The sequence below is a fragment of the Micromonospora desertarenae genome (assembly GCF_056150265.1).
In genome coordinates this window covers 25,498-49,423 of sequence record NZ_JAXCFQ010000021.1, presented here as the reverse complement: position 1 = coordinate 49,423, position 23,926 = coordinate 25,498, and the positions used below count along the sequence as shown (strand labels likewise).

The following is a 23,926-nucleotide window of genomic DNA, read 5'->3' as shown; positions in this document are numbered from 1 at the left end:
CGCCGCTCCGCCCCGGCGTCCCCGCGCGGACCGGCCACGAGCCGGCTTCCGCGCCGGTCCCCTGAGCCCGGCGTCCCGCGGGACGACCCGAGCCGGCGTCCCTGCGAGCCGCCGCGGGCTGGCATTGGTCGACCCCGGCGTGGCGGGGGCAGGATGGGGCGGTCGGTCCTCGCCCGGCGCCCGATCCGGGCATCGCGGAGCCGGCCGTTTTGGCTCGTCCCGGGCGACCTGGTAACCTGGCTCTTCGCGCAGCGATGACGCATGCTCGTCGGGCGCACAAGCAGACCAACCCGAGCTATCAAGACGAGGCTGTCGCGTGGCGAACATCAAGTCCCAGATCAAGCGCAACCGGCAGAACGAGAAGCGCCGGCTGCGTAACAAGTCGGTCAAGTCGTCGCTGAAGACCGCCATCCGCAAGTTCCACGAGGCCGCCGAGGCCGGCGACGCGGAGAAGGCCACCGTCCTCATGCGCGACGCTGCTCGCAAGCTGGACAAGGCCGCCAGCAAGGGCGTGATCCACGCCAACCAGGCCGCGAACCGCAAGTCCGCGATCGCCAAGCGCGTGGTGTCGCTCTCCGCCTGATCCGGCGGACCCAGACCTGACCGGAAGCCCCGGGGCGATGCCCGGGGCTTCCGTCTGTGTGTGCGCGGGCACTTCCCCCGCCGCCGGTCCGGCGCCCGGGTGCGGCCGCGTCACTGTGCCCGAGTGACGGCTACCGCCACTGCTGCCAGATGGCGGCGCGGCCACCGGCGTTCGGTGCGGGCCACAGCTACCGTCGGCCGGGGCGTGGCGCCTGCGGGTGCACCTGTTGTCGTTCCCACGACCACAGACGCACCCAGTAGGTGATGGGCTGCCGCCGCTGGCGGTTCAGGTCAGCGGAGTCGGGCGGCCGGTGGTCGAGCCGGGGCCGGTCTCCGGTGGGCTCGACGGCCCGCGCCCGCCGGGGCCGATCTCGGGTGAGCTCGACGCCCGGCGCACGCCGGGAGCGATCTCCGGTGGGCTCGACGCCCGGCGCGCGCCGGGAGCGATCTCGGGTGAGCTCGACGCCCGGCGCACGCCGGGAGCGATCTCGGGTGGGCTCGACGCCCGGCGCACCGAGCCGGGACCGCCCGGCGGGTCCGATCCGCCCGCCCCGGTCGCCGGGGCGACGCCGGTCGGCCGGTCCCCGCCGCCCGACTTGTTCCGAGCGGGCCTGCGCACCGGCTCGGACGTGATGACCACCCCCGGCACGCTGTGCGTGATCCACTCGACCTGGGCCCGGCCGACGACCGGCTCCATCTGCCGCCGGAACCGCTCCCGCTCCTGCTCGGGCACGGCCGCCGCGGACCGGACCACCAGCGCGGCCACCATGTCGTTGAGCTTCACCATCACCGCCACCGCGGCCGGCAGGACCAGCACCGCCCACCAGGTCACCAGCTCGGCGAGGGCGAGCAGCGCGGCGAGCGCGACGACGCCCTCGAAGAATAGGAAGCAGAGCACCCCGCCGGGATTGACGAAGCGCAGGCCGAGGATCCGGGCGTAGAGCGGCCGGTACCGCTCCTCGTCGGCCGGGATCGTCGCCCACGAGCCGTGGCTCGCTCCGCTCACCGGGCGCCACCCTGCCGGGCGGCCGCGACCGAGAAGACCGCCCGCTCCAGGGCGTACGCCCGGTCGTCCGCGCCGCCCTTGACGGCGGCGTTGCACTCGGCGGCGGCCTGCATGGCCTGTACCAGCCCTTCCGGCGTCCAGCCGCGGGCGCGCTGCTGGGCGGAGCGGATCTTCCACGCCGGCATGCCGAGGGTGCTCGCCAACTGGTAGGGGTCGCCCCGCCCGGCCGCCGCGACCCGGGCCACGGTGCGCACGCCGTCGGCGATCGCGTCGGCGATCGGCACCGGGTCGACCCCCACGTGCAGCGCCCAGCGCAACGCCTCCAGCGCCCCGGGCAGGTCGCCCACCATGGCGGCGTCGGCGACGGTGAAGCCGGTCACCTCGACCCGGCCCCGGTAGTAGCGCGCCACGGTGTCGGCGCCGATCCGGCCGTCGGTGTCGGCCATCAGCTGGGAGCAGGCGGCGGCCAGCTCGCGCAGGTCGTTGCCGACCGCCGCGATGAGCGCCTCGGCGGCGTCCTCGGTGCACTTGCCGCCGGCCCGGCGGATCTCGTCGCGGACGAAGGCCACCCGGTCCCGGTGGCCCTTGAGCTTGGCCGCCGGCACGACAGTGGCGCCGGCCGCCTTGAGCCCGTCGGCGAACGCCTTGCCCTTGGCGCCGCCGAGGTGCAGCACGACGAGCTGCACCTCCGGGTCGGGATTCTTCGCGTACGCCAGCAGGGCGGTGACCAGGTCCTTGCGGGCGTCCTGACCGGACCGGAGGACCAGCACCCGCCGGCCGCCGAACAGGGACGGGCTGAGCATCTCGGCGATCTCGCCGACGGTCAGCGAGCCGGCCTGGTACTCCCGGACGTCCACGTCGGGGTCCACACTGCGGGCCCGGGCGACGGCTTCGGACACCGCCCGCGTGGCGAGCAGCTCTTCGTCGCCGAGGACGAGCAGAATGGGAGCGAGGCTGGCGGCGGTCACGCCGCCCATATTCGCACGGCACGCTGCCGGATCCAGCCTGGTCATCGGTACTCCGCTCGCGGAGCCCGCACTCAGCGCAAATCCAGACATCTATGTTGATTCATCGCTAATCGCTGGAATCGCCGTCGATCCGTCAACGCTGGCGCCCCGGGTCGACGCCCCGGGTCACCACCGCCAGGCCGGAGCGCCCGACCACCGCCGCCAGGTCGCCGTCGGTGTCGGTACGCAGCACCCGTGCCCCGCCCCGGGCCAGCCGGGCCAGCAGCGCCGGATTCGGGTGCCCGTAGGTGTTGCCGGTGCCGACCGGCACCAGGGCGACCGCCGGACGGACCGCGTCGAGGAACGCCGGGTCCTGATAGGCCGAGCCGTGATGCGGCACCTTCAGCACCTCCGCCCGCAGCTCCCCCGCCGGTACGTCGGCCAGCAGCGCCCGCTGCTGCTCGGTCTCCGCGTCGCCGGTGAGCAGGATCCGCACCCCGGACACCACGGCACGCAGCACTATCGAGTTGTTGTTCGGGTCGGAACGGGTGCCGCGCAACGGATGCGCCGACCCGAGGGTGGCCAGCTCGACCGCACCCGCCCGCCAGCGCCAGCCGGGCGTCACGGTCAGCAGCTCGGCGGCCCGTGCCGCCGCCTCCAACCGGACCAGGTCCCGACCGTGTTCCGGTTCCGGCCACGGTGGAGCGAGCACGGCCGCGACCCGGCGTCCCCGGAACACCCCGGCCACGCCACCGGCGTGGTCGACGTGGAAGTGGCTGATCACCAGCAGCGGCACCTCCCGTACGCCGAGCCGGCGCAGGCAGGCGTCCACCGCCGCCGGCTCCGGGCCGGCGTCGACCACCACGGCCCGCCCGGCGCTCACCGGCAGCACGATCGCGTCGCCCTGGCCGACGGCGCACGCGGCCACCACCCAGCCCGCCGGCGGCCAGCCGTCCGCCACCAGCCGGACCGGCAGCGTGCCGAGCATCACGGCGACCCCGACCACCGCGACCAAACGGCGCACCAGCGGCCGTCGGGTGGCCACCAGCAGCGCGCCGGTCAGGCCGGCCAGCAGCAGCGCGCCCGGCACGCCGCCCGGCCAGGGCAGGGTGCCGGCCGGCAGTTGCGCCCCGTACCGGGCGACCGTGACCAGCCACCACGCCGGCCAGCTCGCCAGCCAGGCGGCGAACTCGGCCCCGGTCGGCCAGACCGGTGACACCGCCGCCGCGAGCACGCCGAGCACGGTGGCCGGCGCGATCGCCGGTACCGCCAGCAGGTTGGCCGGCACCGCGACCAGGCTGACCGTGCCGGAGATCCCGGCGACCACCGGAGCGCAGGCGAGCTGTGCGGCGGCCGGCACCGCCAGAGCCTCGGCCAGCCCGGCCGGTACGCCCCGGCGACGCAACCCGTCCCGCCACCGGGGCGCGAGCAGCAGCAGGCCACCGGTGGCCAGGACGGAGAGCGCGAAGCCGGGGTCGCCGGCCAGCTCCGGGTCCACCAGCACCAGCACCGTCACCGCCGCGGCCAGGGCCGGCAGCGCGGCGCGGGGTCGGCCGGCGGCCAGCGCGACCAGCCCGATCGCGCCCATGGTGGCGGCCCGCACCACGCTCGGCGACGGACGGACCAGGATGACGAAGCCCACCAGCGCCACGGCGCACAGCCCCGCCGCCAGCCACGGGCCGGCCCGCGCCCACCGGGCCAGCAGCAGCACCGCACCGACGACGATCGCCACGTTGGACCCGGAGACGGCGTTCAGGTGGGTCATGCCGGTGGCCAGGAAGTCCTCCTCCACCGTGGCCGGCAGCCGGCTGGTGTCCCCGACCACCAGGCCGGGCAGCAGTCCACCCTGCTCGTCCGGCAGCGGCTCGCAGGCGCGTTGCAGACCGGCCCGGAGTTGGCCGGCGGCCCGCTGGGAGGCCGGCGCCGGGCCGTGCGGCTCGGGCGCACCGGTGGCGCGCAGCACGGCGGCGGTGAGGTCGCCGCCACGCGGGGCGGCCAGTCGCCCCTCGGCGGTGAGGCGCTGCCCGGGCAGCAGTCCCCGCCAGCCCGGGTCGGTGGCGAGCACCAGCACGCGCACCGGCGCGACCACCCGCCGACCGTCCGGGCCGGTGACGCCGACCAGTTCGGCCGCCACCAGCAGCATCGCCGGCCGGCCCATGGCGCCGCCGCGGACCGGCCGGGGATCGTCGCGCACCACCAGCTCGGCGGTGACGCTGGCCCGCTCGTCGACCAGGGCGCGGACCGGCCCGGCGTCCCGGACGGCCAGCCGGGCGGCGGTCGCGCTGGCGCCGCAGACCACCCCGATCAGGACCGCGACGGCGATCCAGCCGTACCGCCGCAGGCGCGCCGACGGCCGGCCGAGGACGCCCAGCAGACGCAGCGCGCCGAGGACGGCCAGCGCGGCCGCCGTCGCGGCCAGCAGCAGCGTGCGCGCGGCGGTGAGGTGCAGCCCGGCCAGCGCTGCCAGCCAGGCCGCCACCGCCAGCCCGGCCAGCCGCAGGTCCGGCACCGCCTCCGGATCCGCTGCCCTGTCCGTGCCTGCGGGCCGGGCCGAACGGGGTGGGGCAGCCGGTGTGCCGGCTCGGCCGGCGCCGGGAGCGGGCGGGTGCCGGGTACTCACACCGTCACCAGGTCCTTGAGCTGCTCGTACCGGGCGTCGCCGATGCCGTCCACCTGGCGCAGGTCGCCGACGGCCCGGAACCCGCCGTGCTGCTCGCGGTGGTCGAGGATGCGTTGGGCGAGCACCGGCCCGACGCCGGGCAGCGAGTCGAGCTGCGCCAGCGTGGCGGTGTTCAGGTTGACCCGCCCGCCGGGTGCCGCCGCTGCGGGCCCCGGCCCGGCCGGTGCGCCGGGTGCGCCCGCCACGTTCGGCGGCGCCGGGACGCCGACCACTATCAGCTCGCCGTCGGTGACCTTGCGGGCCGGGTTGAGCAGGGCCACGTCCACGCCGGGCAGCGCCCCGCCGGCCGCCTCGACGGCGTCGGCGACCCGGGCACCGGCCGGCACCCGGACCAGCCCGGGCCGGCGTACCTTGCCCGCCACGGCCACCACCAACTCGCCGGCCGGTGACGCCACCGGATCGTCGAGCGACGACGAGCCGAGCGGCCCGGCCGGTGCCGCGGTCGCCAGCGGGGCGACCGGCTCGGCCCGTGGCCGGGACCGCCAGGCCCAGAAGCCGGCGCCGAGCACGACCAGCACGGCCACCAGAGCCAGCGCCCGTACGCCCCGCCGCCCCGGATCGAAGACCCCGGGGCCGGGCAGGCGGGGCGTCGACGGGCCGGCCCCCGCCCCGCCCACCGCTTCCGGGTCGGGACCCGACCGGGCGGCAGGCCGCGACAGGGTGGCCCGGACCGGCACGTGGCCGAGCCCGGACAGCAGATCCTCGGGGACAGCGGGCGAAGGGCCGCCCACCCGATCCGGTCCGGCGAGCGGCGGCTCGCCGCCGAACGACCCCGGGGCAGCGCTCAGGTCGGGCGGGTCTGCCGCGAGCCCCGGCGCGGCGCCGGACCGCCCGGCAGGAGGCGCATCGGGCCCCTCCGCGTCGTCGGCCGCCGCGCCGGGCAGCAGGCGCCGCAGGCGCTGGCGCACCACCGCGTCCTCGTCATTCGACACGGCGCGAGGCTAGGCCGCTCCGACCGCCCCCGTACGCTCGCGCCGGTCCGGCTGTGGACACACACCTGCCCTGTGGACAGCGCCCTGATCATGCGGCGGGTGTGCTAGCGAATGCTCGCAGCCGCGTCGGTGTGCGCCGGCCAGAGGCGCAGGTGGCCGGCCAGGTCGAGCCCGTCGAACCAGCGGTGCCGGTGTCACCCCCGCACCGCTCGGGCCACCACCCAGCCGTCCTGACAGACGCTCGGCCAGGTCCTTCGCAGTGATCATGATCGACACGAGCCGAGCCGCCGGGCCACGCATTCCTCCCCGGCGCGTCCGCGACCGCGCTGGTCAGTGCGCCTCGGGGTCGATGCCGAGCACCGAACGGCCGCCGTCGACCGGCAGGGTCACCCCGTTGACGAAGCCCGCCGCGGGCGACAACAGGTAGGCGACCGCCTCCGCCACCTCCTCGACCCGGCCGATCCGCCCGACCGGGTGCAGGCGCCGCAACTCCGCGTCGATCCACTCCGCCTCGGCCGGTTCCCGCTCGGCGAGGAAGGCGGCGTGCCGTTCGGTGGCGATCGACCCGAGCGCGACCGCGTTGGTGCGGATGCCGTGCGGGCCGTACTCGACGGCCAGCGCCCGGGTCAGCCCCTCGACGGCCGCCTTCGCCGTCGCGTACGGCAGGCAGCCGCGCACCGGCCGGCGGGCCTGGTGGGACGAGACGTTGACGATGGCGCCGGCGGTGCCGGCGGCGAGGTACCGGCGGACCGCGGTGGCCGCGCCGACCACGGCCGGGCGCAGGTTGAGCCCGATCAGGTCGAGCACCTCGGCCGCGGGCGCGGCGTGCACCGAGGCGTCCCGGAACACCGCCGCGTTGTTCACCCACCCGGTCAGCGGGCCGGCGCGTTCCGCCAGGTCGGCGGCGCGCGTGACGATCTCCTCGGCGCCGGCGTCCCCGATCACCGCCACCAGCCGTTCCGGGGTAGCCGAATGGCGCAGCCAGTCGAGCGCGTCGCCGTCGTGTTCGATCATCACGACGGTGTCGCCGGCGGCCGCCAGCCGTTCCGCGACGGCCCGGCCCACGCCCCGGCCACCGCCGGTCACCACGATGGACATCGCCGCTCCTCTCCCCCGCCGTCACCCTGGCCAACACGCTTGCCTGCCGGCCGCTGCCCCATCCGTGCGGGCAGCTCGAAAGGACACGTCGCCCTCCGCCTGCCGCGCCGGGCAACCCAGCGGAGCCGACCACCCGGCCCGGGCAGCTCCACGAAGCCAACCTGCCAGCCCGACCCGTCCTCCGCCGCCCGGCCCGGCCTCAGCGGAGAGCCGCCACCGGCCGGGCACGCACGCCACACCAACCCTGCCAGCTCGACGGGACGGGCACCGTCCGAACAGGCCGCACCCCGGCGGGGACCGGCCGGTCAGCCGCCGTCGGGGGCGGGCCGGCGGTGCACCACCACGCACGCCAGGCCCGGACCGGCGTGCGCGGCCACCACCGCACCGGCCTCCGAGACGTACGCGTCGTGCAGGCGGTCGCCGAGCCGCTCGCGCAACGCGGTCAGCAGCGCCTCGGCCCGCTGCGGGGCGGCGAGGTGGTGCACGGCGAGGTCCACCTCGGCGTCGCCGGCCGCCTCGACGGCCAGGTCGACCAGCCGCGCCACGCCCCGGCTCGCGGTGCGCACCTTGTCCTTGAGCACGATCGCGCCGTCCGGCATGTGCATGATCGGCTTTACCGACAGGGCGGTGCCGAACAGCGCCTCGGCCGCGCCGATCCGGCCGCCCCGGCGGAGGAACTCCAGCGTGTCGACGTAGAACCAGATGGTGGTGCGGCCGACGGTGGCCAGCGCGGCGTCGCGTACCGCCGGGAGGTCGGCGCCCCGGTCGGCGGCCGCGGCGGCCGCCACGGCCGGGAAGCCCAGGCCCATGCCGCAGGAGCGGCTGTCGACCACCGCGACCCGGTCGCCGAACTCCGCGGCGGCCAGCCGGGCCGCCTCCACCGTGCCGGAGAGTTCGGCGGAGATGTGCACCGAGACGATGCCGTCCGCACCCTCGTCGAGCAGCCGGCGGTACGTCTGGGCGAACTGCTCCGGGGCGGGCCGGGAGGTGCTCACCGAGACCCGCCGGCCGCCGAGCGCCCGGGTCGCGTCGGCCGGGAACGTCTCGACGCCCTCCAGCCCCTCCGCCCCGTTGAGCACGACGGTCAGCGGCACCACGGTCAACCGGTGGGCGGCGAGCAGTTCGGCGGGCAGGTAGGCGGTGGAGTCGGTGACGACCGCGACGGGCATGCCCGGCACGCTAGCCGATGCCGCCCCGGTGCGCCGAGGCCGCGCCCCTCAGACCGGCTCGGCCGGGGCCGGTGCGCTGATCAGCCCGACGTTGTGGGCGCGCAGGTGCCAGCCCCGCACCTCGTCGTGGCGCAGCTCGGTCCAGTGGCAGTTCTGCAGCGAGCCGATGGTGCGCAGCACCTGGTGGTCCCAGCCGAGCAGCTGGCCGCAGCCCTGCCGGGCGCCGCCGCCGTGGGTGGCGACCACGACGGTCCCGCCGGCCACCGCGTCGGCGGCGTCCTGCAACGCCGCGCCGACCCGCTTGCCGAGGTCGTCGAGGGTCTCGATGCCGGCGCCGGGGTCCGGGTCGCCGGCCCGCCAGCGGGCGTACTCGCTCGGGTAGCGGCGGGCCGCCTCGGCCAGCTCCAGCCCCTGCCACTGGCCGAAGTGCCGCTCGCGCAGCCGGGGGTCGGTGCGTACCGGCAACCCGGTGACCGCGGCCAGCGCGGCGGCGGTGTCCGCCGCGCGCCGCAGGTCGCTGGCGACGATGGCGTCCGGGCGCAGCCCGGCCAGCAGCGGGGCGGCGGCCCGGGCCTGCTCGCGGCCCAGGTCGTTGAGGGGTACGTCGGTCTGCCCCTGGACCCGGCCGGCGGCGTTCCAGTCGGTGTTGCCGTGCCGCCAGATGATCAGGCGGGTCATTCCGCGGCGGCGGTGCCGGACTCGGCCTCGACCAGGTCCCGGTCAACGAACGGGATGGTTGGGCAGTCCTTCCAGAGCCGGTCGAGGGCGTAGAACTCGCGCTCCTCGGTGTGCTGGACGTGCACCACGACGTCGACGTAGTCGAGCAGCACCCAACGGCCGCCGCGCTCGCCCTCGCGGCGCACCGGCTTGGCCTTCTCGGGCAGCTGGAGCAGTCGCTCCTCGATGGCGTCGACGATGGCCAGCACCTGGCGCTCGTTGGGGGCCGCGGCGAGCAGGAACGCGTCGGTGATGGCGAGCTGGTCGCCCACGTCGATGATGACGATGTCCTGCGCCTTCTTGTCGGCGGCGGCCTGTGCGGCAGCGATCGCCAGCTCGTGAGCGCGTTCGGAAACTGTCACCGTTCTCCTTCGATCAACCGTGCGATCCTCCAAGCGTCTCACACGCGGCCGAATTCCGACTTGTCAGTTCTGGCCGATTACCCGCACGGTCTGGTCGGTACCGGGCGAAATCACTGCTGATAGAGGCGCCGCTTGGCGATGTACTGCACCACACCGTCGGGCACCAGGTACCAGACCGGCTCACCGCGGGCGACCCGCGCCCGGCAGTCGGTGGACGAGATGGCCATCGCGGGCACCTGGATCAGGCTGACCGTGTCGGCCGGCAGGTGCGCGTCGGAGAGTTCGAACCCGGGCCGGGTCACCCCGATGAAGTGGGCCAGCTCGAAGATCTCGTCGAGGTCCTTCCAGCTGAGGATCTTCGCCAGCGCGTCGGCGCCGGTGATGAAGTAGAGCTGGACCTTCGGGCCGTACTCGGCGTGCAGGTCGCGCAGCGTGTCGACGGTGTAGGTGGGGCCACCGCGGTCGATGTCGACCCGGCTGACCTGGAAGCGGGGGTTGGAGGCGGTGGCGATCACCGTCATCAGGTAGCGGTCCTCGGGCGGGCTGACCGGCTCGTCGGCCTTCTGCCACGGCTGGCCGGTGGGGACGAAGACCACCTCGTCCAGCCCGAACCGGTCGGCCACCTCGCTGGCCGCCACGAGGTGTCCGTGGTGGATGGGGTCGAAGGTGCCACCCATGATCCCGATCCGCCGGATGTCTTCCTCCACCCCGTGATCCTATGCCGGCCAGGGGGTCGCGGAGCCGGCGCGGCCACCCTTATACTCGTCTACGAGTAATCGCAGGCGAGTGCGGCGAGGAGGTGGCCATGCCCAAGCGACGCAAGGTGGGGAACCTGCTGGCGCTGGCCGTGCTCTCCGCCCTCGTCCAGCGGCCGATGCACCCGTACGAGATCGCCACCGCGCTGCGGGCCTGGGGCAAGGACCAGGACATGGAGATCAAGTGGGGGTCGTTCTACACGGTCATCCGCAACCTCGACCGGCACGGGCTGATCGCGGCGGTGGAGAGCGTCCGGGCGGGCCGGCGACCCGAGCGCACGGTCTACCGGATCACCGACGCCGGCCGGGCCGAGCTGGTCGACTGGGCGCGGGAGCTGGTCTCCACCCCGGAGTCGGAGCAGTCCCGGTTCCGCGCCGGCCTCTCCGTGCTCGCCGCGCTGCACCCCGACGAGGCGACGGCGCTGCTGCGGCGCCGGCTGGAACTGCTCGACGAGCTGATCCGGGCCGGTCGGGCGGCGCTCGCCGAGCACCTGCGCCAGGTGCCCCGGCTGTTCCTGGTCGAGTCCGAGTACGACCTGGCGGTCCAGGAGGCGGAGGCGGCCTGGGTCCGCGACCTGCTGGCCGCCTTCACCTCGGGCGACTTCCCCGGGCTCGACCAGTGGCGGACCTTCCACGAGACCGGTGAGCTGCCGGCCGAGCTGACCGACGTCGCGGAGAGGAGCCGCCGCACCGAGTGACCGGCGGCCCCGGCGCGGTGCGCCAACACCGCGCCGGGGCCCTTACCTCGAACCACACCTGGGAAGGTGCCCGGCCCGAAGCGGCAACCACGAGGATAACCGGGCTCCCACCCAGGACGGTTTCGCACACCATCGAACCCCTGGAGAGGACCCATGACCCGAGTGAGGACAGCCCTCGTCATCGGCGGCGGCATCGCCGGCCCGGTGACCGCGCTGGCGCTACGCCGCGCCGGCATCGCCGCCACCGTCCACGAGGCGTACCCGAGCACCACCGACGGCATCGGCGGCACCCTCGCGCTCGCCCCGAACGGCGTCGCCGCCCTGCGTACCGTCGACGCCGCCGACGCGGTGACCGCGATCGCCACCCCCATCCACCGGACGGTGATGGCCGTCGGCCGCAAGCGCATCGACCTGCCCGGCCTGGCCGACGTGCCACCGCTGCGGGTGGTGCACCGCAACGAACTGCACCGGGTGCTGCACGAGCGGGCCCGCGCCGCGGACGTACCGATCGAGCACGGAAAGCGCCTGGTCGAGGCGCGGGAGACCGCCGCCGGGGTGACCGCGGTCTTCGCCGACGGCAGCACCGCCACGGCCGACGTGCTGATCGGCGCCGACGGCGTCCGGTCGACCGTGCGCACCCTCATCGACCCGGCGGCGCCCGGCCCGCGGTTCACCGGCCTGCTCGGCTTCGAGTCGGTCGCCCGGCACGAGGTGGACGTCGAACCGGGCACCATGACCTTCGCCTTCGGCCAGCGCGGCTACTACCTCTACTGGCCCGAGCCGGGCGGCGGCACCCGGTGGGGGGTCAACCTGCCCGGGCAGCGGCCGATGAGCCTGGTCGAGGCCCGCGCGGTCGCGCCGGACGAGTGGCTGCGCACGCTGCGGGCCGCGTACGCCGACGACGACCCGGGCCGCGACCTGCTCCGCACCAGCGACCCGGCCGGCCTGCAGGTGGTGGGCGCGCTGCACATCATGCCGCCGGTGCCGCACTGGCACCGGGGGCGGATGGTGCTGGTCGGCGACTCGGCGCACGCGCCCTCGAACAGTTCCGGGCAGGGCGCGTCGCTGGCCATCGAGAGCGCCGTGCAGCTCGCCCGCTGCCTGCGCGACCTGCCCGACGTCGGTTCGGCGTTCGCCACCTTCGAGCGGCTGCGGCGCGCCCGGGTGGAGCGGATCGCCGCCCGGGCGGCCCGGATCAACCAGGCCAAGGCGCCGGGCCCGGTGGCCCGCGCGCTGATGCCGCTGCTGATGCCGTTGCTGGTGAAGACCGCGATGAACCCGGAGAAGACGGTCGGCCCGGAACAGCGCTACGTCATCGACTGGGACGCCCCGGTGGCGCCCGAGCCGGCGCGGCGCTGACCGGCCAGTGGGGTGGCACACCGGGCTCGGTGTGCCACCCCACTGGCGCACGCCGCACCGTCCACCCTGGTCGACCGAAGGCGGCGGCCCGCCGCCCGGCCGGATCAGGCGGTGGCGGCGGCGACGGCGGTGCGGGCGACCAGCGCCCGGCGCAGGTCGTCGTCGGCGTCGGTGACCACCCGGCGCAGACCGGGAGTGAGGTCGTCGCGGGCCAGCAGCGCCGCGGCCGCCTCCCGGGTGGGCTGCGCCACCGCGTAGCGGGGGAAGGCCAGGCCGGCCACCCGGTCCGCCGTCCAGGGCGTACGCAGCCGCGCCGCGGCCGGCATGTCGGCGAAGTAGCGCTCGACGTACCCGGCCGTCAGCTCGGCCTGCTCGGGCTGCCAGAAGCCCTCCGCGGTCGCCTCGACCAGCCGGTTGGACAGCTCGGCGTTCGACACGACGATCTCCCACGCGGCCCGCTTCGCCGCCGGGTCGGGCAGCGCGCCCCAGCACCGGGCGGCCCGCTCGGCGCCCGCGGCGCTCGGGTCGGCGGCCGCCTCGGCGGCGATCTCCGTCTCGCCGGCCGCGCCGAGCACCACCAGCCGGTAGAGCACCGCCCAGCGCAGCTCCGCGTCGACGGCCAGCCCGGCCGGTACGCCGCGCCCGGCCAGCCAGCCGGTGAGCAGGTCGGCGTCGGTGGTGGCGGCGATCCAGGCGCGGGCCGCGGCCAGCTGCAACGACCGGCCGGCCGGGGCGCCGTCGAGCAGGTGCCGGCAGGCGTCGGCGACCCGGGCCAGCGCGGCCGTGCGGGCCGCCGGCTCCAGGTAGCGGTCGATCAGCGAGCGGCTGAGCGTGAGCACGTCCTCGGCGACGATCACCTCGGTCTCGGCGGGCAGCGCGGCGGCGATCAGCTCGACCAGCCCGCTCACCGGCCGCTCCCCGTCGATGGCGGCGTCCAGCGCCTCGCGCCACAGCAGCGCCCGGGCCAGCGGGTCGGCCAGACCCGGCAGCACCAGCGGCACGGCGTCGGCCGAGGCCGGGTCGAGGCGGACCTTGGCGAAGGTCAGGTCGCCGTCGTTGGGCAGCAGCAACCGGGCCGCCGGCTGGCCGGTCAGCTCGGCGAGCACCGTCCGGCCGCCGTCGGTGTCCGGGTCGAGATCCACCTCGATCCGGTCGACAGTGCCGTCGGCGGAGTACCGGCCCACGCCGATGCGGTGCGGGCGCAGCACCGGGTGCGTCTCCGGGGCGGTCTGCACCACCGTCACCTCGCGGTAGCGGCCGTCGGCGTCGACGGCGACCTCGGCGCGCAGCGTGTTGACCTGGGCGCGGCGCAGCCAGCGTTCGGCCCAGCCGGCCAGGTCGCGTCCGCTGGCGGCGGAGAGGCTGCCGAGCAGGTCGGCCAGGGTGGCGTTGCCGAAGCGGTGCTTCGCGAAGTGGGCGTTCAGGCCGGCGAGGAAGGCGTCGTCGCCGAGCCAGGCCACCAGCTGCCGCAGCACGCTGGCGCCCTTGGCGTACGAGATGCCGTCGAAGTTGAGCAGCCCCTGGGCGGCGTCGGCCACCTCCTCGGGCGCCACCGGGTGGGTGGAGGGGCGCTGGTCGGCGGCGTAGCCCCAGGCCTTGCGGCGCATCGCGAAGGTGGTCCACGCCTGGTCGAAGCGGGTCGCCTCGGCGGTGACCCGGGTGCCCAGGTACTCCGCGAAGGACTCGTTCAGCCACAGGTCGTCCCACCAGCGCATGGTGACCAGGTCGCCGAACCACATGTGCGCCATCTCGTGGGCGATGGTGGTGGCGCGCAGCTCGCGCTGGGTGTCGGTCACCGCGGACCGGAAGACGTAGTCGTCGCGGAAGGTGACCAGCCCCGGGTTCTCCATCGCGCCGGCGTTGAACTCCGGCACGAACGCCTGGTCGTACTTGCCGAACGGGTAGCGCTCGTCGAAGAGCTGGTGGAACCGGTCCAGGCACTGTTTGGTGACGGTGAAGATCTCGTCCGCGTCGGCGTCCAGGTGCTCGGCGAGCGAGCGGCGGCAGTAGACGCCGAGCGGGATGCCGTCGTGCTCGTCGCGTCGCACGTGCCAGGGCCCGGCGACGAGCGAGACGAAGTAGGTGGCCAGCGGCGCGGTCGGGGCGAACTCCCAGCGGCCGGGGCGCGGGGTGGCGGCGAGCACGCCGTTGGCCGCCACCGTCCAGTGCTCCGGGGCGGTCACCGCGAGGGTGACCGGGGCCTTCAGGTCGGGCTGGTCGAAGGCGGCGAAGATGCGCTGCACGTCGTCCAGGAAGGACATGGCGTAGAGGTAGGTCTCGCCGTCGGCCGGGTCGACGAACCGGTGGATCCCCTCGCCGGTGTTGGTGTAGGCCATCTCGGCCTCGACGGTCAGCGTGTTGGTCTCGGCCAGCCCGGTCAGCGGCAGCCGGTTGTCGTCCAGCGTGGCCGGGTCCAGGTCGCTGTCGTTGAGCCGTACCGCCAGCAGTTTCGCGGGTTTGACCTCGACGAACGTCGCGGTGCCGGCGGTCGCCCGGAACCGGATGGTGACGTGCGAGCGGAACCGCTCCGCACCGCCGGTGAAGTCGAGGTCCACCTGGTAGGACTCGACGGTGATCGCCGCGCCACGCGCGGTCGCCTCTACACGGGTCAGGCTGGGCATCCGCTTATCCTGCCGGATGGGGAACCGCACGTGTCTCCCCCGTGACCCGTGGCACTGGAGGATGAACCATGGCTTCGCACCCCAAGGGCGACTTCGACCTGTCCCGGGCGGTCTGGCAACGGGCCGAGGGCGACACCTCCGACAGCGCCGTCGAGGTCGCCTTCGTCGACGACCTGATCGGCATGCGCAACTCGGCCGAACCGGACGGGCCGGTGCTGGTCTTCACCCAGGCCGAGTGGGACGCCTTCGTGGCCGGCGCCCAGGATGGCGAGTTCGACCTGGACTGACCGGAGCGGCGGGCTCACCCGTCGCCCCAGCCGAGACCGCCGGGGCCGGCCGCGTGGTGGAACCCCGGATGCTCGGCCACGTCCGCGCAGCGCTCGCCGTCGGGACCGACGGCCCCGCAGAACAGCCGCTCGGCCCGGTGCCAGGCGTCGGCGGGCGACAACGCGGCCGCGCCGAGCGCCAGCTCGGGCCGGAGCAGGCTCAGCGCCTCGGCGTAGCCGACCGCCAGCTCGCGGGCGTCGGCCGGGCCGGCGGCGGTGAAGCCGAGGTGCACGGTGTAGAAGCGGACCGGCCGGGCGGCCCGCGGGGGCGGCGCGAGCAGCGGCGCCCCGGCGGCGTCCCGTCCCCCGCCGAGCCGCTCGACCGTACGCTGCCGCCAGTACGGCGACGTGTTGTCCCGCATGGGCCCCTCCCCGTGGTCGACTCATCGGCGCCGGCCCGCCCGGCGCCGCCTCGCCGGGCACGCCGGCCGACCACCCGGGGGTGACCCGCCGGTGGCCCGGCGAACCGGTCCGCTGCCGGACGGCCCGCGCCACCGCACCCGACGCCGCCCACCCAGCCAAGCAGATCCGGCCGCTCCGGGGAGGGGCCAGCCGGCGGGCGGTTTGCTGGCCCCTCCCCGGCCAGCCGTGCCGTCGGGGCCGGCCGGACCCGGGATTCAGCGCCCCTGACCTGGGTAGAAGCAACGTGGCCGAAGCACATCGGCGGGCCGGCCACGGTCACGGCCCCGCACCGCAGCGTCAGGAGGCGCCATGCCGTCCATCCCGGCGGACCGCAGCCCGGACAGCACCCTCGCCTTCCTGCGCGACGGCTACCGCTTCGTCGGTGCCCGGTGCGACCGGTACGGCACGGACATCTTCCAGACCCGGCTGCTGCTGGAACGCACCATCTGCCTGCGCGGCCGGCCGGCGGCGGTGCTCTTCTACGACAACGAACGCTTCGTCCGCGCCGGCGCCATGCCGCTGCGGGCCCAGCGGACGCTCACCGGTCGCGGCGGCGTGCAGGGGCTCGACGGCGCGACCCACCGGGACCGCAAGGCGATGCTGATGTCGATCATGACGCCGACCGCGGTCCGGCAGATCGGCCAGCTCTTCGACGACGAGTGGCGGGCCCGGATCCCGGTCTGGGAGAAGTCCGGGCCGGTCGTGCTCTACGACGAGCTGGGCCGGATGCTCACCCGCGCGGTCTGCGCCTGGGCCGGGGTGCCGCTGGCCGACGGCGACGTGCTCCGGCGCACCGACGAGCTGCACGCGATGATCGACGGGCCGGCCGCGCTCGGCCCCCGGCACTGGCGGGGCCTGCTGGGCCGCCGCCGGGGCGAACACTGGGCGGGCGACCTCGTCGAGCGGGCCCGGGTCGGCACCCTGCCCGCCCCGGAGGGCAGCGCGCTCCGGGTGATCGCCGAGCACCGGGACGAGCGGGGGCGGCCGCTGCCCCGCCGGATCGCCGCGGTGGAACTGCTCAACGTGCTCCGGCCGACGGTCGCCGTGGACCGCTTCATCGTCTTCGCCGCGCTGGCCCTGCACGACCACCCGGCCTGGCGACAGCGGGCCGGGGAGAGCGACGAGGCCGCCGAGTGCTTCGTGCAGGAGGTCCGCCGCTACTACCCGTTCTTCCCGATGGCGGCGGCCCGGGTCCGGCGCTCCTTCGACTGGCAGGGCTACCACTTCCCGCGCGGGCGGCGGGTGGTGCTGGACCTGTACGGCACCAACCACGACCCCACCCTCTGGCCGCAGCCCGAGCAGTTCCGCCCGGAGCGCTTCGCCAACTGGCGGGCCGACCCGTTCGGGCTGATCCCGCAGGGCGGCGGTGAGCACCTGACCGGGCACCGCTGCGCCGGCGAGTGGATCACCATCGAGCTGATGAAGCGGGCGGTGACCAACCTGACCACCGCCATGCGGTACGACGTGCCGCCGCAGGACCTGGCGGTGAGCCTGCGCCGGATGCCGGCGCTGCCGCCCAGCGGCTTCCTGATCACCAACGTGCGGCGGACCGCCTGACGTCCGGCCGCCCGCCGAAGGGCCGCCCGGCGTGGGGGCGGCCCTTCGGCGGGCGGGGCCGGCGCGCCAGCCGGTCAGGCCGGGTGCAGCACGCTGCGCAGGCAGCCCTCCTGCTTCTTCTCGAACACCTCGTAGCCGCGCACCCCCTGCTCCAGCGACAGCGGGTGGGTGGCGAGGTAGCCGGGATCGATCTCGCCGGCGGCGAGCCGGTCCAGCAGCATCGGGATGTAGCGCTGGGCGTGCATCTGCCCCATCCGCAGCACCAGCGCCTTGTTCATCGCCGCGCCGAGCGGGAACTTGTCGACGAGCCCGCCGTAGACGCCGACGATGCTCACCGTGCCGCCCTTGCGGCAGGCCATGATCGCCTGGCGGACCGAGGTGGGCCGGTCGGACTGCAGGCGCGCGGTCTGCTTGGCCTTGTCGTACGCGTACGCCGGGCCGACGTCGTGGCTCTCCATGCCGACCGCCTCGATGCAGGCGTCCGGCCCCCGTCCGGCGGTCATCTCGCGCAGCGCCTCCAGCACGTCGGTATCCGCGTAGTTGACAGTCTCCACGCCGAGCCGGTCGGCGGCGGTGGCCAGCCGCTCCGGCAGCCGGTCGATGACGATCACGCGCCCGGCGCCGAGCAACTGGGCGGCGCGGGCGGCCATCTGCCCCACCCCGCCGGCGCCCCAGACCGCGACCACCTCGCCGCCGGTGAGCCCGCAGAAGTCGGCGGCCATCCAGCCGGTGGGCATGGCGTCGGAGGCGAAGACCACCGAGTCGTCCGGCACCCCGTCGGGCACCGGGAACGCCCCGACGTCGCCGAACGGCACCCGGACGTACTCCGCGTGGCTGCCCGAGTAGCCGCCGGCGGCATGCGAGTAGCCGAGGATGCCGGCCGGGGAGTGCCCCCAGAGCTTCTCGGTGAAGACCGGCTGCGGGTTGGAGTTGTCGCAGAGCGAGTACTGCTCGGTCCGGCAGTACCAGCAGCCGCCGCAGGCCACCACCGAGCCGACCACCACCCGGTCGCCGACCTTCAGCCGGCGTACCCCCGGCCCGGTCTCCACCACCTCGCCCATGAACTCGTGACCGAGCACGTCCCCCTCGCGCATCGCCGGCAGGTAGCCGTTGATCAGGTGCAGGTCCGATCCGCAGACGCTGCTGGCCCGGACCTTGACGATGATGTCGCCCTCGGCGCGGATCCGCGGCTCGGGGACGTCGCGCACGGCCAGTTTGCCGACTCCCTCCCAGCACAGCGCCCTCACGCCCGGCCTCCCGTCGTCAGCTTCTCGCGCACCCTGTCGGTCGCCGCCTCCTGGGCCGGGCTCCGACCGGACGGGTCCCGACGGGTGTCGATCACCTGCCCGGCCTCGATGAGCGACTTCACCCGGCGCAGGGTGTCCCGCAGGCCCAGGTCCGGCTCGTCGCCGGCGGCCAGGCCGAACGCCCGGCGCAACCGCCCGGAGCGGTAGCGCAGCTCGGCCCGGATCTCGGTGCCCCGGTCCTGCGGCGCGGGCACCAGCTCGACCGTGCCGTGCTGCTCGGGCCCGTCGGTCACCCGCCAGGTCAGCCGTCCCGGGCCGGCGACCTGGATCTCGGCGCACCACTCGGTGCCGCCGCCGGCCGGGTCGCGGGCCACGCACCGCCAGCGGTTGTCGGCCAGTTGCTCCAGCGTCGCCCACTCCGCCAGCGCCCGGTCCAGCCGCTCCCGGTCGGTCCAGAAGCCGATCACCTCGTCCACCGGCCGGTCCACGGTGATCCCGCGCCGCACCACGTACCAGCCGTCCTGCCGCTCCGGCTGGTGCCGACGGCGGCGCCGGGCCACCGTCCGGCCGACGCCGACCGCGGTCAACGCCCCGGCGCCGAGCAGCACCCACCTCGTTCCGTTGCTGGTCATCACGTCTCCTCCACCGGGCGCCTCGGGGTGGACAGCCCGTGCCGTTGCGCTACCCGGCACCGGCCCCGCGAAACGACAGACCGGTTTGATCCAGCGATATCCGGGCACCTGCTGCGGGCACCGACATCTCGCCCGGGAGGCCCCGTTGCCCTTCGACGCCAGCGCCTACGGCCGGCACGTCGCCGCCGTCTACGACGACACGTACGCCCACCTGGACCCGGCCGAGGCGGTGGAGCGGCTGGCGGCGCTGGCCGACGGCGGCCCGGTCTGCGAGTTCGGCGTCGGCACCGGGCGGCTGGCGCTGCCGCTGCTGGCGCGGGGCCTGACCGTCGCCGGCATCGAGGGTTCGCCCGAGATGGTGGCCGGGCTGCGGGCCAAGCCGGGCGGCGACCGGATGGAGGTAGCCGTCGGCGACTTCGCGCAGACCCGGGTGCCCGGCGAGTTCGCGCTGGTCGTGCTGGCCTTCAACACCATCTTCGCGCTGCCGGACCAGGCCGCTCAGGTGGCCTGCTTCCGCAACGTCGCCGCCCACCTGCGTCCGGGCGGCCGGTTCGTGGTCGAGGCGTGGGTGCCGGACCCGGGCGCGTTCCGGGCCGGGTCCGCGCTGCGGCCGGTGCGGGTCGCCGAGGACGAGGTGCTGCTGGAGGCGGCCGTGCTGCACCCGGCCGAGCAGCGGATGACCACCACGAAGATCCGGCTCACCGACGGCGGGGTGCGGCTGCTGCCGGCGAACCACCGCTACGCCTGGCCGGCCGAGCTGGACCTGATGGCCGAGCTGGCCGGGATGGCCCGGGAGCACCGCTGGGCGGACTGGTCCGGGCGGCCGTTCAGCGACGACAGCCGGGAGCACGTCTCGGTCTGGCGCCGGCCGGTGGCGGCGTGAGCGCCCCGACCCGCCCGGCCGGCGGGGCCACCGGCGACGACCGGGCCCGCCCGCCCGCGCCCGGTCCGACCGGTCCGACCAGCGGCGACGAATCCGCCCGGGCCGCCACGGCCGGGCCCGCCGGCGACCGGCCGCGCCCGCTGCCGATGTCGTACGTGCTGCCGCTGCGCTGGGCCGACGACGCCGGCCTGGCCGAGCTGACCGACTACCTGCGGTGGCTCGCCACCCGGGTCGAGGTGACAGTGGTGGACGGCTCCGCCCCGGAGGTCTTCGCCCGGCACGCGCGCGCCTGGCGCGGGCTGCTCCGGCACATGCCCCCGGATCCGGCGCTGCGCGGCGTGAACGGCAAGGTCGTCGGGGTGCTCACCGGCGTCCGGGCGGCGCGGCACGAGCACGTGGTGGTCGCCGACGACGACGTCCGCTACGACGAGGCCGGGCTGCGCGCGGTACACCGGCTGCTGCACCGGGTGGACCTGGTCCGGCCGCAGAACTACTTCGACCCGCTGCCGTGGCACGCGTACTGGGACACCGGGCGGACCCTGCTGAACCGGGCGCTCGGCGCGGACTACCCGGGCACCCTCGCCGTGCGCCGGAGCACCTTCCTCGGCATGGGCGGCTACGACCCGGACGTGCTCTTCGAGAACCTGGAGCTGATCCGCACGGTGCGCGCGTACGGGGGCACCGAGGCGGCCCCGGCCGGGTTGTACGTCCGTCGGCTGCCCCCGGACACCGCGCACTTCCGCGGCCAGCGGGTCCGCCAGGCGTACGACGACCTGGCCCAGCCGGTGCGGCTGGTGACCTCGCTGGCGGTCCTGCCGGCGCTGGCGGCGGTGACCCTGGCCCGGCGACCCGGGCTGCTGCTCGGCGCGGCCGCGACCACCGTGGGGCTGGCCGAGGTCGGCCGGCGGCGGGCCGGCGGCACGGTGGTCTTCCCGCCCGCCACCGCCCTGGCGGCGCCGCTGTGGCTGCTGGAGCGGGGCGTCTGCGCCTGGCTGGCGGTCGGCCGCCGGGTCCTCTTCGGCGGCGTCCGCTACGCGGGCACCCGCGTCCGCCGCGCCGCCCACTCCGAACGCGCCCTCCGCCGCCGCCTCCGCTGACCGCGATCGTGCGCGTTCCGCCCCGGCGGGGTGGTAACGCCGCGGATGCCGAACCCAGGGTGCACGATCGCGAGAGCCGGGACGCACACGGCAGCTCGCGGCCACTCACCGGCGGTGCCGGGTAGTGGCCGCGAGCTGCGGTGTACGGTGACCGGCCGGTCAGTACCGCACCTGGTCGCGGGACTGCTGCGCCTGGTCCTTCACGTCCTGCGCGGCGGACCTCGTGTCGTCCTTGACGGCATGCACGGCCTCCTGCGCGGTGGACTTCACCGACTCGGTCGCCTGCTGCGCCGGCTCGCGCAGCTCCTCCTTCAGCTCACCGGCCACCTCGGTCAGCTTCTCCTTGACCGCGCCGGTGTGCTCGCTGGCCTTCTCCTTGACCTGCGTGGCCACCTGCTGCTCGCGGCGGGTGGCCGGGATCAGCGACGAGGCCAGCCAGCCGACGCCGAACGCGATCAGGCCGGCGGCCAGCGGGTTGCCCTCGGACTTCTCCCGGATCACCTGCGGCGCCCGCTGCGCGGCGTCCCCGACGGTCGAGGCCGCCGACTGGGCCTTGTCGCTGACCGTGTGCGCCGCCGACGAGGCCCGGTCGCCCACCGAGTGGGCGGCGTGGCCGGTGCCGTGGCCCAGGTCCGAAGCGGTTCCCATAACCTTGTCCCTCACATTCTGCAGCGCGGTGCGGACCCGCTGCTTACGGTCGTCGACGATGCGGCTCGGGCTGACCTTGTACGCCAGCGCGTCCACGTCGGAGCTCAGGTTGTTGCGGGTGGCCTCGATCTCCCGGCGGATCTGGGCGGGGTCGGTGCTCATCGGGTGACCTCCTGCGGGTGGGGCTTGAGCGCGTCGGGGATCCGCTGCACGCTGTCGTTGGTCTGCTTGAGGCCGCGGATCCGCTCCGCGTTCTTCTTCGCCATGGAGTAGAGGACGGCGGCGATCACGCCCCAGATCACGGCCACGATCAGCGCCGCCCAGCCGGCGTCCATCACGTTGGACAGCCCGGCCCACAGGGCCAGCGAGAGGAAGAGCGCCACCATGTAGCCGCCGAAGCCGGCGCCGCCGAAGAACCCGGCGGCCTTGCCCGCCTTCTTGCCCTCCTGGCGGATCTCCGCCTTGGCCAGCTCCACCTCCTGGCGCATCAGGGTGGACAGGTCGGTGGTGACCTGGCGCATCAGCTCGCCGATCGAGCTGCCCCTGACCTCGTCCGCGGTGTGCGGCGCACCCGCGGAGGGCTGGTAACCGGAGTCCAGTCCGGACCCCTGCGTCGGCATGCTCATGCCGCCGCCTCCCTTCGGATGACTCGGCTCACGGACGGGTGGTTCCGCTGGACGGCACGCCCGGCAGCGGGTCGGTCTGGTTCACCGGCGGCAGCGGCTGGCCGGTGCCGCCGGCCGGGTCGGCGTAGCTGGTGGTGGTGCCGGGGTCGGGGTAGGCGCCTGGCGTCGGGTCGAGGTAGCCGCCCGGGGGCGCGGCGTCCGGAACCGCGCGGGGGGCCGGCGGGGTGGGGATGACCGCGGTCTGCTCCGGGTCGTAGCCGGCGCCCGAGCCGTACGCCCGGTGGCCGCCGCCCTGGCCGTCACCGGTGGCGGCGATGTTCTTGGTCAGCCGGCCGGCGAGCACGCCGAGCACGGCCGCGCCCACCAGGAAGGTGCCCGGGTTGCGGCGGGCGTAGTCGCGCACCTCGGCGAGGATGTCGCCGGGCTCGCGCGCCTCCAGCCACCCGGCCACCCCGTGCACCCGGTCGGCGGCCTGGCGGGCCAGTTCGCTCACCGGGCCGGCCTGCCCGCCCTGCTCGGCCATCGTCCGCATCTCGTCGGCCAGCGAGCGGAGCCCGCCGGCGGCGCGGCGCTGCTGCTCGCTGGTCTGGCTGGCGAGTTGGGTGCGCGCCTCGCCGTACAGGTTGCGGGCCTGCCGGGCCGCCTCGCGGCCGACCTCGGTGCCCTGCTCCTTGGCGGTCTGCGCGACGGCGCCGCCGGCCTGCTTGGCCTCCGAGCCGACCTGGCGGGCCTGTTCGCGGACGCCGCCGCCGTTCGACTCCTGCCCGTAGGTGGCAGACGTGGGTGACAGATCGTAAGTCATGATGTCCCTTCCGCTCGGAAAGTCGTCGCGGGTGTGCTGGGGGGATGCGCCGGCCGTCCGACCGCCGCGCAGATTCACCTACCCTGCGTCGCCGGGTCCATACCTGATTCGCCATTTCTCTGCGGAGCGGTCCGCGCAGGGTTACAAAATGGAGGATCGTCGGGTTGGGGTGACGTCGCCGATGCGGACGGTAACGAGCGCTTCTCGCGACCGGCGCCGCGGAGAGGCCGCGGATCCACGGAGGTGACATCGATGGCGCGTGACGCACGCGGTGGCGCGGTCGCGGGGCGCAAACCCGGGGTCCAGATCGCCGCGGTGGCCGCGGCCGGGGTCTTCGCCCTGGTGGGGGTGCTCGGGTTCATCCCCGGCATCACCACCGGCTACGACGAGCTGGACTTCGCGGGGCACCACTCGGGGGCCAAGCTGCTCGGCGTGTTCCAGGTGTCGATCCTGCACAACATCCTGCACCTGGGCTTCGGGCTGGTCGGCCTGGTGATGGCCCGCAGCATCGCCGGGTCCCGGATCTTCCTGGCCGGCGGTGGCGCCCTCTACCTCGGGCTCTGGCTCTACGGCTTCGTCATCGACCGGGAGAGCGTGGCGAACTTCATCCCGGTCAACGACGCCGACAACTGGCTGCACCTGGTGCTCGGCTTCGGCATGCTCGCCTTCGGCCTGCTGCTGTCCAACCGGCTCGGCACCGGCAGCCGGCTCGACACCCCGTTCGACCGCCCCTGACCGGCGGTGCTGCCGCCGTACCAACCGGGTGACGGAGGCGGCGGC

At 75.4% G+C, this 23,926-nt stretch carries 23 protein-coding genes and 1 pseudogene; 8 read left to right on the top strand and 16 right to left on the bottom strand.

Annotation, left to right across the window (positions count from 1 at the left end; all coding sequences use genetic code 11):
• Positions 1-316: 316 nt before the first annotated feature.
• The gene (gene rpsT / locus SM577_RS30105; protein WP_302919019.1) at positions 317-583 is read left to right on the top strand and encodes a 30S ribosomal protein S20; all 267 of its coding nucleotides are present in this window, start codon (positions 317-319) and stop codon (positions 581-583) included.
• A 525-nt stretch (positions 584-1,108) separates the two neighbouring features.
• Here the strand turns inward: rpsT and SM577_RS30100 are convergent.
• The 9 genes and pseudogenes from SM577_RS30100 to nadD all read right to left on the bottom strand — a co-directional run.
• Positions 1,109-1,588: pseudogene (locus SM577_RS30100) on the bottom strand (hypothetical protein); the annotation flags it as partial.
• The gene (gene holA / locus SM577_RS30095; RefSeq protein WP_474588571.1) at positions 1,585-2,565 is read right to left on the bottom strand and encodes a DNA polymerase III subunit delta; all 981 of its coding nucleotides are present in this window, start codon (positions 2,563-2,565) and stop codon (positions 1,585-1,587) included. The pseudogene SM577_RS30100 and the gene holA, both read right to left, overlap by 4 nt.
• 124 nt (positions 2,566-2,689) lie before the next feature.
• Positions 2,690-5,155: a ComEC/Rec2 family competence protein gene (locus SM577_RS30090; protein ID WP_474588570.1), complete on the bottom strand. Its 2,466-nt coding sequence runs from the start codon at positions 5,153-5,155 to the stop codon at positions 2,690-2,692.
• Positions 5,152-5,946, bottom strand: coding sequence for a ComEA family DNA-binding protein (locus SM577_RS30085; protein WP_474588586.1), 795 nt, complete (start codon positions 5,944-5,946; stop codon positions 5,152-5,154). Before SM577_RS30085 ends, SM577_RS30090 begins: the two co-directional genes overlap by 4 nt.
• Positions 5,947-6,477: 531 nt before the next feature.
• The gene (locus SM577_RS30080; RefSeq protein ID WP_302919022.1) at positions 6,478-7,245 is read right to left on the bottom strand and encodes an SDR family NAD(P)-dependent oxidoreductase; all 768 of its coding nucleotides are present in this window, start codon (positions 7,243-7,245) and stop codon (positions 6,478-6,480) included.
• Between the two features lie 305 nt (positions 7,246-7,550).
• Positions 7,551-8,414, bottom strand: a complete 864-nt coding sequence (locus tag SM577_RS30075) for a DegV family protein (RefSeq protein ID WP_474588569.1) — start codon at positions 8,412-8,414, stop codon at positions 7,551-7,553.
• A 48-nt stretch (positions 8,415-8,462) separates the two neighbouring features.
• Entirely contained in the window at positions 8,463-9,092 is a 630-nt protein-coding gene (locus SM577_RS30070) for a histidine phosphatase family protein (protein ID WP_302919024.1), read from the bottom strand.
• Positions 9,089-9,493 (bottom strand): ribosome silencing factor, encoded by a 405-nt coding sequence (gene rsfS, locus SM577_RS30065; protein WP_302919025.1) that lies wholly within the window; start codon positions 9,491-9,493, stop codon positions 9,089-9,091. Before rsfS ends, SM577_RS30070 begins: the two co-directional genes overlap by 4 nt.
• Before the next feature lie 110 nt (positions 9,494-9,603).
• Positions 9,604-10,200, bottom strand: a complete 597-nt coding sequence (nadD, locus tag SM577_RS30060) for a nicotinate-nucleotide adenylyltransferase (protein ID WP_302919026.1) — start codon at positions 10,198-10,200, stop codon at positions 9,604-9,606.
• Between the two features lie 98 nt (positions 10,201-10,298).
• On the opposite strand from nadD, the gene SM577_RS30055 reads away from it, so the two are divergent.
• Entirely contained in the window at positions 10,299-10,946 is a 648-nt protein-coding gene (locus SM577_RS30055) for a PadR family transcriptional regulator (protein ID WP_474588568.1), read from the top strand.
• A gap of 153 nt (positions 10,947-11,099) precedes the next feature.
• Positions 11,100-12,305: an FAD-dependent monooxygenase gene (locus SM577_RS30050; RefSeq protein WP_474588567.1), complete on the top strand. Its 1,206-nt coding sequence runs from the start codon at positions 11,100-11,102 to the stop codon at positions 12,303-12,305.
• Positions 12,306-12,409: 104 nt separating this feature from the next.
• Here SM577_RS30050 and pepN read toward each other — a convergent pair whose 3' ends face one another.
• Positions 12,410-14,926, bottom strand: coding sequence for an aminopeptidase N (pepN, locus tag SM577_RS30045; RefSeq protein ID WP_474588566.1), 2,517 nt, complete (start codon positions 14,924-14,926; stop codon positions 12,410-12,412).
• Between the two features lie 68 nt (positions 14,927-14,994).
• Between pepN and SM577_RS30040 the strand changes: the two genes are divergently transcribed.
• Entirely contained in the window at positions 14,995-15,213 is a 219-nt protein-coding gene (locus SM577_RS30040; RefSeq protein WP_109899781.1) for a DUF397 domain-containing protein, read from the top strand.
• Positions 15,214-15,227: 14 nt separating this feature from the next.
• Here the strand turns inward: SM577_RS30040 and SM577_RS30035 are convergent, their stop codons facing one another.
• Positions 15,228-15,614, bottom strand: a complete 387-nt coding sequence (locus tag SM577_RS30035; RefSeq protein ID WP_474588565.1) for a hypothetical protein — start codon at positions 15,612-15,614, stop codon at positions 15,228-15,230.
• Positions 15,615-15,963: 349 nt separating this feature from the next.
• On the opposite strand from SM577_RS30035, the gene SM577_RS30030 reads away from it, so the two are divergent.
• Positions 15,964-17,211, top strand: coding sequence for a cytochrome P450 (locus tag SM577_RS30030; protein ID WP_302919031.1), 1,248 nt, complete (start codon positions 15,964-15,966; stop codon positions 17,209-17,211).
• A gap of 74 nt (positions 17,212-17,285) precedes the next feature.
• On the opposite strand, the gene SM577_RS30025 is transcribed toward SM577_RS30030, so the two are convergent.
• Both SM577_RS30025 and SM577_RS30020 read right to left on the bottom strand, forming a co-directional pair.
• A complete protein-coding gene (locus tag SM577_RS30025; protein WP_474581853.1) occupies positions 17,286-18,458 on the bottom strand; it encodes a zinc-dependent alcohol dehydrogenase in 1,173 nt (390 codons plus the stop codon).
• Positions 18,455-19,090 (bottom strand): SRPBCC family protein, encoded by a 636-nt coding sequence (locus SM577_RS30020; RefSeq protein ID WP_474581852.1) that lies wholly within the window; start codon positions 19,088-19,090, stop codon positions 18,455-18,457. Before SM577_RS30020 ends, SM577_RS30025 begins: the two co-directional genes overlap by 4 nt.
• 145 nt (positions 19,091-19,235) lie before the next feature.
• Here SM577_RS30020 and SM577_RS30015 point away from each other — a divergent pair, with 145 nt between their 5' ends.
• Both SM577_RS30015 and SM577_RS30010 read left to right on the top strand, forming a co-directional pair.
• A complete protein-coding gene (locus tag SM577_RS30015) occupies positions 19,236-19,973 on the top strand; it encodes a class I SAM-dependent DNA methyltransferase (RefSeq protein WP_474588564.1) in 738 nt (245 codons plus the stop codon).
• Entirely contained in the window at positions 19,970-21,070 is a 1,101-nt protein-coding gene (locus tag SM577_RS30010) for a glycosyltransferase family 2 protein (RefSeq protein WP_474588563.1), read from the top strand. The genes SM577_RS30015 and SM577_RS30010 overlap by 4 nt, the downstream gene beginning before the upstream one ends.
• Before the next feature lie 159 nt (positions 21,071-21,229).
• On the opposite strand, the gene SM577_RS30005 is transcribed toward SM577_RS30010, so the two are convergent.
• Genes SM577_RS30005 through SM577_RS29995 form a run of 3 tightly spaced genes read right to left on the bottom strand, consistent with a single transcriptional unit; the run spans position 21,230 to position 23,146 of the window.
• Positions 21,230-21,880 (bottom strand): DUF3618 domain-containing protein, encoded by a 651-nt coding sequence (locus SM577_RS30005; protein WP_302919036.1) that lies wholly within the window; start codon positions 21,878-21,880, stop codon positions 21,230-21,232.
• Complete coding sequence (locus SM577_RS30000) at positions 21,877-22,344, bottom strand: phage holin family protein (RefSeq protein ID WP_474588562.1); 468 nt, start codon at positions 22,342-22,344, stop codon at positions 21,877-21,879. The genes SM577_RS30005 and SM577_RS30000 overlap by 4 nt, the downstream gene beginning before the upstream one ends.
• A gap of 28 nt (positions 22,345-22,372) precedes the next feature.
• Positions 22,373-23,146 carry a hypothetical protein gene (locus SM577_RS29995; protein WP_474581849.1) on the bottom strand — a complete coding sequence of 258 codons (774 nt, stop codon included), beginning with the start codon at positions 23,144-23,146 and terminating at the stop codon, positions 22,373-22,375.
• Between the two features lie 252 nt (positions 23,147-23,398).
• On the opposite strand from SM577_RS29995, the gene SM577_RS29990 reads away from it, so the two are divergent.
• Complete coding sequence (locus tag SM577_RS29990; protein ID WP_474588561.1) at positions 23,399-23,881, top strand: DUF4383 domain-containing protein; 483 nt, start codon at positions 23,399-23,401, stop codon at positions 23,879-23,881.
• The last annotated feature ends 45 nt before the right edge of the window (positions 23,882-23,926 follow it).

What these genes read in the sequence shown, in the direction of transcription:
- holA (WP_474588571.1), bottom strand. Translation starts at nt 2,565, where the DNA reads ATGGGCGGCGTGACCGCCGCCAGCCTCGCTCCCATTCTGCTCGTCCTC.
- SM577_RS30080 (WP_302919022.1), bottom strand. Translation starts at nt 7,245, where the DNA reads ATGTCCATCGTGGTGACCGGCGGTGGCCGGGGCGTGGGCCGGGCCGTC.
- SM577_RS30075 (WP_474588569.1), bottom strand. Translation starts at nt 8,414, where the DNA reads ATGCCCGTCGCGGTCGTCACCGACTCCACCGCCTACCTGCCCGCCGAA.
- SM577_RS30070 (WP_302919024.1), bottom strand. Translation starts at nt 9,092, where the DNA reads ATGACCCGCCTGATCATCTGGCGGCACGGCAACACCGACTGGAACGCC.
- SM577_RS30055 (WP_474588568.1), top strand. Translation starts at nt 10,299, where the DNA reads ATGCCCAAGCGACGCAAGGTGGGGAACCTGCTGGCGCTGGCCGTGCTC.
- SM577_RS30050 (WP_474588567.1), top strand. Translation starts at nt 11,100, where the DNA reads ATGACCCGAGTGAGGACAGCCCTCGTCATCGGCGGCGGCATCGCCGGC.
- pepN (WP_474588566.1), bottom strand. Translation starts at nt 14,926, where the DNA reads ATGCCCAGCCTGACCCGTGTAGAGGCGACCGCGCGTGGCGCGGCGATC.
- SM577_RS30040 (WP_109899781.1), top strand. Translation starts at nt 14,995, where the DNA reads ATGGCTTCGCACCCCAAGGGCGACTTCGACCTGTCCCGGGCGGTCTGG.
- SM577_RS30035 (WP_474588565.1), bottom strand. Translation starts at nt 15,614, where the DNA reads ATGCGGGACAACACGTCGCCGTACTGGCGGCAGCGTACGGTCGAGCGG.
- SM577_RS30030 (WP_302919031.1), top strand. Translation starts at nt 15,964, where the DNA reads ATGCCGTCCATCCCGGCGGACCGCAGCCCGGACAGCACCCTCGCCTTC.
- SM577_RS30020 (WP_474581852.1), bottom strand. Translation starts at nt 19,090, where the DNA reads ATGACCAGCAACGGAACGAGGTGGGTGCTGCTCGGCGCCGGGGCGTTG.
- SM577_RS30005 (WP_302919036.1), bottom strand. Translation starts at nt 21,880, where the DNA reads ATGAGCACCGACCCCGCCCAGATCCGCCGGGAGATCGAGGCCACCCGC.
- SM577_RS30000 (WP_474588562.1), bottom strand. Translation starts at nt 22,344, where the DNA reads ATGAGCATGCCGACGCAGGGGTCCGGACTGGACTCCGGTTACCAGCCC.
- SM577_RS29995 (WP_474581849.1), bottom strand. Translation starts at nt 23,146, where the DNA reads ATGACTTACGATCTGTCACCCACGTCTGCCACCTACGGGCAGGAGTCG.
- SM577_RS29990 (WP_474588561.1), top strand. Translation starts at nt 23,399, where the DNA reads ATGGCGCGTGACGCACGCGGTGGCGCGGTCGCGGGGCGCAAACCCGGG.